This window comes from Pseudomonas sp. SDT291_1_S447, assembly GCF_054070155.1.
This window is the reverse complement of sequence record NZ_JBSVXS010000158.1, coordinates 1-9,760: the sequence shown is the minus strand read 5'-3', so window position 1 is coordinate 9,760 and position 9,760 is coordinate 1. Positions and strand designations below refer to the sequence as shown.

The window sequence follows — 9,760 nt, the reverse complement described above, 5'->3', positions numbered from 1 at the left end:
AAACGCGGGGTCAACGACCTGATCGACCGCCCGGCCATGGACGAAGTCCTCAACCTTCACCGCGATAACCTCGGCCGCTGGAACCGCTTGCTCGAACGCATCACCGCCGACCGTACGCAACTGCTGATCGCCGGGCGCTTCCACATTTCGGCCTGGTACTACGACGCGCAAGTGGCGGCGCAAATCGGCCAGGCCCTTAGCACCGAATACGCCTGCCTCAAAGACCTGTGCCGCAGCGACGAAGCAAGCGAAAAAATGCTCAGCTACCTGGAACAGCACCCGGAACTGACCCGAACCCTGTTCTACACCTTGCCACTGCGCCTGCAATTGGAGCAGAGCGGGCAATACTCAACGCTGTTCAACGCCCTCATGGCCACGTTCAACAACCTGCCGGACTGGCTGGCCAAACTGAAAAAGATCGAACAACCGCAACTGCCAGCCCTCGACGAACTGCCCGAACAGACTCGCGTCGTCGCGGCAGCCGTGCAGGACACCTACAGCCCGGCGTTGAACCTCGGTCTAAACCGCGCGCTGGAAGGTTTCGACCTGTCGGGCGAGAAAATCCCCGAACTGGATGAACTGTTCCAGCGCCTGCCCAAAGCCTTGCGCCTGCGTCTCTTCGACGCGGCAAAAACCAGCGGCGTGACCTTCACCGTCGCCAGCCCCGCCGAACAATCCGCACTGCAAGGCACGATCAAGGAAGTGCTGCGCGAACGCGAATACCTGAAGACCCTCAACCGCGAACGTAACCAGCTCACCCACAACAAAAACCGCCAGGGCCATAAAACAGCGCGGGCGGTGGAGTTGCAGGAAGAGATTGTGCGGGTGCGGGCGCAATTGGCGCTGTTCGAAGGACGGTTGGCGGCGGCGTTGAGCCCTATCGAAGAACTGCCGGATCGCTCGGCGCGGTTGTATGGCGCAACGCCTGCGCGGGCGGGGGTGACGGTGGTATTTCCGCCGGCGCAACAGGGGGAGTTGAGGAGTTTGTTGGGGAATATTCGGATGGGCGTGAGTGGGGTGTCGGCCGGGAGTTTGGTGAAGACAGAGGGGATGGGGTTGGTGGTGGTTTTGGTGCAGGTGGTGAATTTGGTGGGGGTTTTTAAGGAAACGCTCAGGCAGTCAAAGAACAAACGAACTATCGGCCCGATTCTGTCTGCGGTAGCTACGACTGGAGGTGCTGGATTCACTGCAGCGCAGAGTCTCGCTGATACGGCTTTGAAAGCTCGTAGTACTGCGCTTATTGCTGCGCTTCAACCCCATGCTATGCAGCATGTAAATGTGCATATGGGCAAGTTGCATGTTGGGCTGGGCGCTTTCACCTATGGTTTCGGATTGGTGTCGTCAGCGATAAGTCTTAACAACCAGTACAAAAACTGGCAGCAGGCGATTCGCAGTGGAAATCAATCGGCACAGGGTGCCACCGCACTATCCACATTAGGTGCAGGCGGCATGGTAACGGTTAACGCTTACGGGCTGAGTCATACCGTTCACGCCACTTTCACTGTATTGACTGCTCCGAACAAGGTCGCACGAACTGCCGCCTGGGCCGCCGCCGGCACACGTCTATCAACAGTGTTTTTCCGCTTCAATCTGGCGGGGGCGCTGTTCACCGTTTTGGAACTCAGTGGTACTTGGCTGTACAACCGCTACAACCTCAGTGCTCACGATAAATGGCTGAAAATTACTCCCTGGAGCAGAGATGAAGAGAGGCGCGGCGATCACTCATTGCATGACTATCAAAGCTATCTGGCTTTTCTAATCCACGCACCTTACGTGCAGCTTGGGCCTAACCAGTACGATTTCTGGCTGAAAAACCTGCTGTTGAAAGCCAAACCCAGCGATATCCATTTGGTATTGCCCAGACTGACATTGAGTGATCTGGTGCCTCCCCTCGGCGGCAAGCCAAAACATCGGCTGGGCATAGGCGCACATCGTATTTCCATGCCTATGCATAGCCGGGGAGCACCACGAGAACGCAAAGACGTGATCAGTGAAGAGGTCGTCAGAAGCCTGCGTATCGTCGAGTCTACCTCGGAGAAGTTGGTGCTCTGCCTTGAGTATCCAGTCGATCCCAACTTTGAATTCACTCCAGCGAAAGAAACCTTGGAACTGGCGGTCTGCATTCAAAACCTAAACGACAAAGGCGAGTGGATTTCGCGAACTCGCGTGATCCATCTGGATCCGAGGGGTAATGGTCATTTTTCAGTGGTCACTCCTCAGTTGGTCAAAGAGAATCCACCGGTTTTGCTCGTTGAAGCTCAGTTTCTGGAGCCAGCCGATCATGCTGGATAAACCAATAGTTACTTCGCAGATAGATCAGCCTCGAAAAGCAGGAGATACGGAGCCGTTTCCAAGTGGAAAGATTACTTATCTTGCGCCGCTGCCATTACCAACACCAATGCCACCCTACGGCCCGCATATCGGGGAGTTGAATGGTGAGTACATGGACTTTGGTTTGGGATCACCGCAAATATTTTCGTGGCAGGTGATTTTAGGGGGGCCACTAACCATGACCTTTATTTGGTCCGTCTTGCTGCCTATATTCAGTTTTTGTTTTGGTCTCGTGTTGGGTTACGACTGGCTGTATTCCTGGGAGTTTGCGGAGCAATTATTTTTTCCGTCATCAAAACTAGGATTGCTGACCGCATTTGCCATGCTGTCCATAGGACTCGCTGTCTGGCACCACAATCACAAAAAACGCGCCTCAATCATCCCAACCCGCTTCAACCGCCAACGCCGCGAAGTCTGCTTCATGCCCGCAGGCGAAACCGAACCCGTCTTCGTCCCATGGGAATCGCTCTCCGCCTGGATCATCGAAGCCCAAGGCGCGACCCAATACGGCATCCACCGCCAATACGGAATGGGCATCGGTTTCTACCACGGCGAAACCCTCACCAGCCTCGAATTCCCCTGCGCCGGCCTGCCACTCGCGATCAGCCATTGGGAAGCGATCCGCGGCTACATGGAATACGAAGTCAACGACCTCAAATCCATCCAGGACCTGCAAGACCTCCAAGGCCCTGACGACCCGACCCACGAAGGCCTGCACACCTTTCGCAACGCCCGCGCACGCATGCATCAGCAGATCCGCGAGGGTACACGAACAAGGCTGTCGGGCTTCTTCTGGTACCTCTACCACGTCATGACCCTGTGGACGATTCCCAATCACCTCGTCGAATGGGAAGTGCGCCGCCTCGAAAGAATCGGCAAACAGGCACTGCCCGACGTCATGCGCCAGTGGTCAGAACCGCTGCCGGAAGATCAGTGGGCCAAACCGAGCGAGGAATTGCTACGGCTGAGCGAACAGGTACGGCAAATGCAAAAACGTCAGCCGCACCGCCCGATCACGGAAATATTCGCCGAGGTGGGCGTGACTGGTCACGCGACAAAGCAAGGGGCGTGATTTGCCAGTAAACTCCCCTTCTTTTCGCCGCCATATTCGTCCTTGCGGCCCTTTGATCAAAATGCGGAGTCCACCTTGCGTCTGTTCCACACCTCCGACTGGCACCTTGGGCAAAACCTGCACGGCCAGGAGCGCGATTTCGAGCACGCCTGTTTTCTCGAATGGCTGCTGCGCCAACTGCAACTGGCACAGCCGGATGTGCTGCTGATTGCCGGGGACATCTTTGACACGGTCAATCCGCCGGTCAAAGCTCAGGAACGCCTCTACGATTTCATCGTCAGCGCCCACGAGCAGCAGCCGTTGCTGACCATCGTGATGATCGCCGGCAACCATGACTCCGGCTCGAGAATCGAACTGCCTGCACCATTGATGCGCCGTTTGCGCACCCATGCGCTGGGGCGGGTGTTGTGGCTGGATGACGGGCAACTGGATGCCGAACGCCTGCTGCTGCCGTTGCCGGATAAAACCGGCGAAGTCGCCGCGTGGTGCCTGGCGCTGCCGTTCCTGCGCCCGGCGGAGGTGACTGGCGCGCATCTGGGCGACAACTATTTGCGTGGCATCGGTCAGGTGCACGAATGGCTGATCGAAGCGGCCAACGCCAAGCGCAAGCCCGGTCAGGCATTGATCGCCATCAGCCACGCGCACATGGCTGGCGGCTCGGTTTCAGAGGATTCCGAGCGCAGCCTGATCATCGGCAACGCTGAAGCCCTGCCCGCCAGCCTGTTCGGGCCGAGCATCAGCTACGTTGCCCTCGGCCACTTGCACAAGCCGCAGAAGGTCAACGGTGAAGAACGCATTCGCTACAGCGGTTCGCCGATTCCGTTGTCGTTCTCGGAGATCGGCTATCAGCACCAGATCCTCGACGTCACCCTCGACGGCGAAACCCTGGTCAGCGTCGAGCCGAAACTGATCCCGCGCTCGGTCAATCTGCAACGCATCGGGCCGGCACCGCTGGCCGAAATCCTGCTGCAACTGGCCGACCTGCCGAACATCGACCTGCTCGCCGAAACGCAACGCCAGCCGTGGCTCGAAGTGCGGGTAACCCTCGACGAGCCGCAGCCGGATCTGCGCCATCAAGTGGAAAGTGCTCTGCAAGGCAAAGCCGTGCGCCTGGTGCGTATCGCCGCTGAATACGCTGGCAACCGTGGCGCTAACGGCGAGGAAGATGGCACCGCGCTGATCGAACTCGACCAACTCACCCCGCAAGAACTGTTCAGCCGCGCCTGGTTCGACAACTACGGCAACGAAGTCGACGAACAGACGCTGAAGGACTTCGCCGAACTGCTGCAAGACGTGCAACTGGAGGGTGAGCAGCCATGAAGATTCTCGCCATTCGCTTGAAGAACCTTGCCTCGCTTGCTGGCCCGTTCGAGATTGATTTCACCGCTGAGCCGCTGGCCAGCGCCGGTTTGTTCGCCATCACCGGCCCGACCGGCGCCGGTAAAAGCACCCTGCTCGACGCCTTGTGTCTGGCGTTGTTTGGCGCGGTGCCGCGTCTGAACAACACTGGCCGTGACGCCAAAGTCCCGGATGCCGACGGTGAAATCGCCACTGGCGACCCGCGTACTCTGCTGCGTCGGGGCACCGGCGAAGGTTATGCCGAAGTGGATTTCGTCGGTGTCGATGGCCGCCGCTACCGGGCGCGCTGGGAAGCCAACCGCGCCCGCGAGAAGGCCGGCGGCAAGTTGCAGGCCAGCCGGCAGAGCCTGCGCGACATCGATCAGGATCAACTGCTCGCCAGCCAGAAAGGCGAATATAAAACTCAACTGGAAGCCGCACTCGGCCTGAACTTCGAACAGTTCACCCGCGCCGTGCTGCTGGCGCAAAGCGAGTTCAGCGCGTTCCTCAAAGCAGACGACAACGACCGCAGCGAACTGCTGGAAAAGCTCACCGACACCGCGCTGTACACCCGTCTCGGCCGCCGCGCCTTCGACAAGACCAAAGAGGCCCGCGAAGCGCACAAGCTGTTGCAGGATCAGGCCACCGGCGTGACCCCGTTGGCACCCGAAGCGCGGGCCGAGTTGGATGAGCGCTTCAACGCCGCGCAACAGCAAATGAAGTTGCAGCAGGCGCAGCTCAAACAGCTTGAGCAACAGCACAGCTGGCTCAAGGATTTGCGGGTGTTGCAGGACGCGCAGCAAGCCGCCGCCGAGCAACTGCACAGCGCGCAACAGCATTCGGAAAGTCTGGCCGGCGAGCGGGTGAAACTGACGCGACTGGAGCAGCTCGGCCCGCAGCGGCACCAGTTCGCGCGCAAAACCGAACTCGATGCCCTGCTGACGCCACTGGCCGCGCAAATCGCCGCGCACACGCAGCAACACGCCGAGCTGGCCGAGCGTCAAACGCAACTGGAGCACAACCTCGAAGCGGCGAAAGTCGCCCTGAGTGACGCGCAGCACCGGCAAAGCGAGAACGCGCCACTGTTGCGTCAGGCCTTTGAAGAGCAAAGCACCCTCGCCCGTCTGGCCAAGGATGTCGCGCAAAGTGCCGAAGCCAAGCTCACTGCGCAGCAGGCTTGCACCGAGGGCCAGAACGCCATTCAAGCCCTGCTGGAAAAACAGACTCAGGTCGCCGAGCGCCTGCAACGCATCGCCGCCGAACTTGAGCAAAGTGCCCATCTAGCGCCGCTGAGCGATGCATGGAATGCCTACCGCGATCGCCTGCAACAGCTGATGCTGATCGGTAATCGCTTGAACAAGGGACAGGCGGAACTGGCGAGCCTCGAAGAAAACGCCACGCGCAGCGCCGCAGAGCTGACCTCGCAGAACCAACAACTTGAAGTGCTGTTCAAAGAGGCCGGTGCCGAACCCGACGCCGTCGCCGAGCAGATCGGCATCCTTGGCACGCTCCTGCAAGACAACCGCAAACAACTGCGCGCCTTCGAAGACCTGTCGCGTCTGTGGGCCACGCAACAGGATCTCGACAAGCGCAGCAGCGAGCTGCAACAGCGTCAGCTCAGCGCCCAGCAGGAGCGCGAGCGCCTGACTCAGGACGGGGTAAAAACCAAAACCGAACTGACCGTCGCCGAGCAAACCCTCAACGTCACCCGCGAGCTGCTTGAGCGCCAGCGGTTGGCGCGCAGTGCCAGTGTCGAAGAGTTGCGCGCGCAGTTGCAGGACGATCAGCCGTGCCCGGTCTGTGGCAGCAACGAGCATCCGTATCATCAGCCTGAAGCGCTGCTACAAAGCCTCGGTCGCCACGACGAAAGCGAGCAGGCCAACGCCCAGAAAGTCGTCGATCAGCTCAAGGAAAAGCTTATCGAGTTGCGTGCCGAAGTCGGTGGCGTGATTGCTCAGCAGAAAGAATTGCTGCAACAGCAAGAAGAACTGGCGACCCAGCAGCAAGCGTTGGCGCCGAGTCTCAACGCGCATCCACTGGCTGTGCAGTTGCTCAATCAGGACGCTGACAAACGCGATGCCTGGCTCGCCCGGCAAAACGAGCAACTGAACCAGAGCATCACTCAGGACGAACAGCGCCAGAGCGCCCTGCTCACCCTGCAACAGGATGCCGCGCGCCTGACCCAGCAATTGCGCCAGACGGAAACGGCCCACCAGCAAGCCGCCCAACACCTGAGCAATCAACAGCACCAATTGAGCAGCGACCGTCAACGACTCGACGAAGAACTCAGTGCGTTCGGCAATCTGCTGCCAGCCGACACCCTCGAAGCCTTGCGCCAGGAACCGGCGGCGACCTTCATGCAGCTAGACCGACAGATCGCCGAGCGCCTGGCGCAAGTCGATCAGCAGAAAGAAGAACAGGCCGAGCAGCAACAGCGGCAACAGACGCTGGAGAAAGAACAGGATCGCCAGCAGACCCGTACACAGCAATTGCTCAGCGCCGAACAGCAATTCACAGCGCTGACCGAACAGCAGCACGCCTGCCAGCAGAAACTGGCGCAACTGCTCGGCGAACACAGCAGCGCCGAGCACTGGCAGCAGCAGCTCGAGCACGCTGTTGAACAGGCACGAAGCGCCGAAACCGGCACCACACAGGAACTGCAAAACCTGCGCACGCAACTCGTGCAAATCGCCGCCGAACTCAAGGCGCAACAGGAGCGCTTGCAAGCGCTGCAAAACGAAGAACAGGATCTGGCCGGCAAGATTGCTGACTGGCGCGCCCGTCACCCGGAGCTGGATGACGGTGGCCTCGAAGATCTGTTGCGAGTCGATGACGCGCAAGTCGCCGAGCTGCGCCAGCGCTTGCAGCACAACGAGAAAGCCATCGAACAGGCCAAGGTGTTGTTGCAGGAGCGAGACCAGCGTCTGCTCGATCATCAGGCGCAGCACAACGGCAACCTGGATGCCGAACAACTGGCCAGCGCCCTTACAGATGTGCAAAACCAGTTCACCGTCAGCGAGCAGAAATGCGCCGAGTTGCGCGCCGAACAGGTCGAAGACCAGCGCCGGCAGAACGCCAATCAGACGCTGGCGCAGCAAATTGCCTCGGCGAATGCCGAGTATCAACGCTGGGCGCGACTCAGTGCCTTGATCGGCTCGGCCACCGGCGACACCTTCCGCAAGATTGCCCAGGCCTACAACCTCGACCTGCTGGTGCATCACGCCAACGTGCAACTGCGCCAACTGGTCAAACGCTATCGCTTGAAACGTGGTGGCAGCATGCTCGGCCTGCTGGTGATGGACACGGAAATGGGCGATGAGCTGCGCTCGGTGCATTCGTTGTCTGGCGGCGAGACGTTCCTGGTGTCGTTGGCGCTGGCGTTGGGCTTGGCGTCGATGGCGTCGAGTACGCTGAAGATCGAATCGCTGTTTATCGATGAAGGCTTTGGCAGCCTCGATCCGGAATCGCTGCAACTGGCCATGGATGCGCTCGATGGTTTGCAGGCGCAGGGGCGCAAGGTCGCGGTGATTTCCCACGTACAGGAAATGCACGAGCGGATCCCGGTGCAGATTCAGGTACAGCGTCAGGGCAATGGTTTGAGCACGCTGGAGGTGAAATGAACACGCTGTACTCCTTCCGCCGCTGCCCGTACGCGATGCGGGCGCGGATGGCGCTGCGTTACTCGGGTGTACCGGTGGACATCGTTGAGGTCAGCCTCAAGGCGAAACCGGCGGAGATGCTGGCGATCTCGCCCAAGGGCACGGTGCCGGTGCTGAATGCCGGTGGGCGGGTGATTGATGAGAGCCTGGAGATCATGCGTTGGGCGTTGGCGCAGAATGATCCGGATGATTGGTTGCTGGCAGGCGATTCGCGGATTGCCGAACTGATCGAAGCAAATGATCAAGGGTTCAAAGTGCATTTGAATCGCTACAAGTACGCCGAACGTTACCCGGAGCAACCGATGGAAGTTTATCGGGCAGAGGGGGCGTTGTTCTTGCAGAGTCTGGATGAACTGCTGACCGATCGCGATTACTTACTGACCGACCACACGAGCCTGGCGGATGTGGCATTGCTGCCCTTCGTTCGGCAGTTTGCCCATGTTGATCGCGAGTGGTTTGCGCAAACACCTTATGTTCGCTTACAGGCCTGGCTGCAGCGTTTCCTCGAATCCGAGCTATTCACCTCGATCATGAAGAAATAATCCTTACCTTCCTGCGTTGATCGTTCCCACGCTCTGCGTGGGAATGCCTCAAGGGACGCTCTGCGTTCCAATCGGACGCGGAGCCCCCGGGGCTGCTTTCCCACGCGGAGCGTGGGAACGATCAATCGCGTCGTCTAAGCCAGCGCGTTGCACATGCCGAGGGCCATGCAATCTATCTCGAATGGCCCGAGAAAATCCGCCGAGACTTTGACCGGTGGATTGCCGGCCATCAGCCCCAGGGTATTCGCCCGTTCGATGTTGTGCGCGATGGTGTGATTGGCCTCTATGGCACGGGCCAATGCACCCACCGAACCTTGGCCGATTCCCAGTAATGACGCGCCGTTGGTGAAGAACGCTAAACCGGCGACAACCCAAAGTCTGTAGCCTTTCATGCTCCGCCGACTCCCGCGAGTTCGGCCCGGTCGACCATCACGCTTTGCGAACGGACTTCGAACTGGATGCCAGGATGGGCGACTTCAATCGGTGCGTCGAAGCTGTGTTCCATCTGCGAGGCGATGCTGACGACCAGCACCACGGCCAAGTACAGACCAATGGCCAGGTAGGCGCCGCGTTTGGCTGAGTGAAGGATTGCGCTGGCCATGGTGTTCTCCCGTGGGCATGTTTCGATGCCCACAGAATCGATCAAAAAAGCCGCGCTAACCACTCAGGGTTTGCCATAGTAAACATCAGCTTCGTTGATTATTTAGCCAGTCTATTTGCGGGTTTGAAGAAAGCTATCGAGCCGCGAAAAACACACGGGCAGGAGCTGCCGAAGGCTGCGATCTTTTGATTTTGCTTTTTAAAAACAAGATCAAAAG

Annotated in this window: 7 protein-coding genes; 5 read left to right on the top strand and 2 right to left on the bottom strand. The window is 59.2% G+C overall.

What is annotated here, in order from left to right:
• The first annotated feature begins 87 nt into the window (after window positions 1-87).
• The 5 genes from ACW9IR_RS26890 (at window position 88) to ACW9IR_RS26870 (ending at window position 8,942) form a co-directional block, all read left to right on the top strand.
• The gene (locus tag ACW9IR_RS26890) at window positions 88-2,292 is read left to right on the top strand and encodes a hypothetical protein (protein WP_457465662.1); all 2,205 of its coding nucleotides are present in this window, start codon (window positions 88-90) and stop codon (window positions 2,290-2,292) included.
• Window positions 2,282-3,403 (top strand): hypothetical protein, encoded by a 1,122-nt coding sequence (locus ACW9IR_RS26885; RefSeq protein WP_457465660.1) that lies wholly within the window; start codon window positions 2,282-2,284, stop codon window positions 3,401-3,403. The genes ACW9IR_RS26890 and ACW9IR_RS26885 overlap by 11 nt, the downstream gene beginning before the upstream one ends.
• 75 nt (window positions 3,404-3,478) lie before the next feature.
• Window positions 3,479-4,723 carry an exonuclease SbcCD subunit D C-terminal domain-containing protein gene (locus tag ACW9IR_RS26880; protein ID WP_457465658.1) on the top strand — a complete coding sequence of 415 codons (1,245 nt, stop codon included), beginning with the start codon at window positions 3,479-3,481 and terminating at the stop codon, window positions 4,721-4,723.
• Window positions 4,720-8,361 carry an AAA family ATPase gene (locus ACW9IR_RS26875; RefSeq protein WP_457465656.1) on the top strand — a complete coding sequence of 1,214 codons (3,642 nt, stop codon included), beginning with the start codon at window positions 4,720-4,722 and terminating at the stop codon, window positions 8,359-8,361. Before ACW9IR_RS26880 ends, ACW9IR_RS26875 begins: the two co-directional genes overlap by 4 nt.
• Window positions 8,358-8,942, top strand: a complete 585-nt coding sequence (locus ACW9IR_RS26870) for a glutathione S-transferase (protein WP_457465654.1) — start codon at window positions 8,358-8,360, stop codon at window positions 8,940-8,942. Before ACW9IR_RS26875 ends, ACW9IR_RS26870 begins: the two co-directional genes overlap by 4 nt.
• A gap of 134 nt (window positions 8,943-9,076) precedes the next feature.
• Here the strand turns inward: ACW9IR_RS26870 and ACW9IR_RS26865 are convergent, their stop codons facing one another.
• On the bottom strand, window positions 9,077-9,334 hold the full coding sequence (locus ACW9IR_RS26865; RefSeq protein WP_102902177.1) for a hypothetical protein: 258 nt from the start codon (window positions 9,332-9,334) through the stop codon (window positions 9,077-9,079).
• Window positions 9,331-9,543, bottom strand: a complete 213-nt coding sequence (locus ACW9IR_RS26860) for a hypothetical protein (protein ID WP_110720970.1) — start codon at window positions 9,541-9,543, stop codon at window positions 9,331-9,333. The genes ACW9IR_RS26865 and ACW9IR_RS26860 overlap by 4 nt, the downstream gene beginning before the upstream one ends.
• Between the last annotated feature and the right edge of the window lie 217 nt (window positions 9,544-9,760).

Excerpts from the sequence above, each read along its gene's own strand:
- ACW9IR_RS26870 (WP_457465654.1), top strand. The coding sequence starts at position 8,358 with ATGAACACGCTGTACTCCTTCCGCCGCTGCCCGTACGCGATGCGGGCG.
- ACW9IR_RS26865 (WP_102902177.1), bottom strand. The coding sequence starts at position 9,334 with ATGAAAGGCTACAGACTTTGGGTTGTCGCCGGTTTAGCGTTCTTCACC.
- ACW9IR_RS26860 (WP_110720970.1), bottom strand. The coding sequence starts at position 9,543 with ATGGCCAGCGCAATCCTTCACTCAGCCAAACGCGGCGCCTACCTGGCC.
- ACW9IR_RS26885 (WP_457465660.1), top strand. The coding sequence starts at position 2,282 with ATGCTGGATAAACCAATAGTTACTTCGCAGATAGATCAGCCTCGAAAA.
- ACW9IR_RS26875 (WP_457465656.1), top strand. The coding sequence starts at position 4,720 with ATGAAGATTCTCGCCATTCGCTTGAAGAACCTTGCCTCGCTTGCTGGC.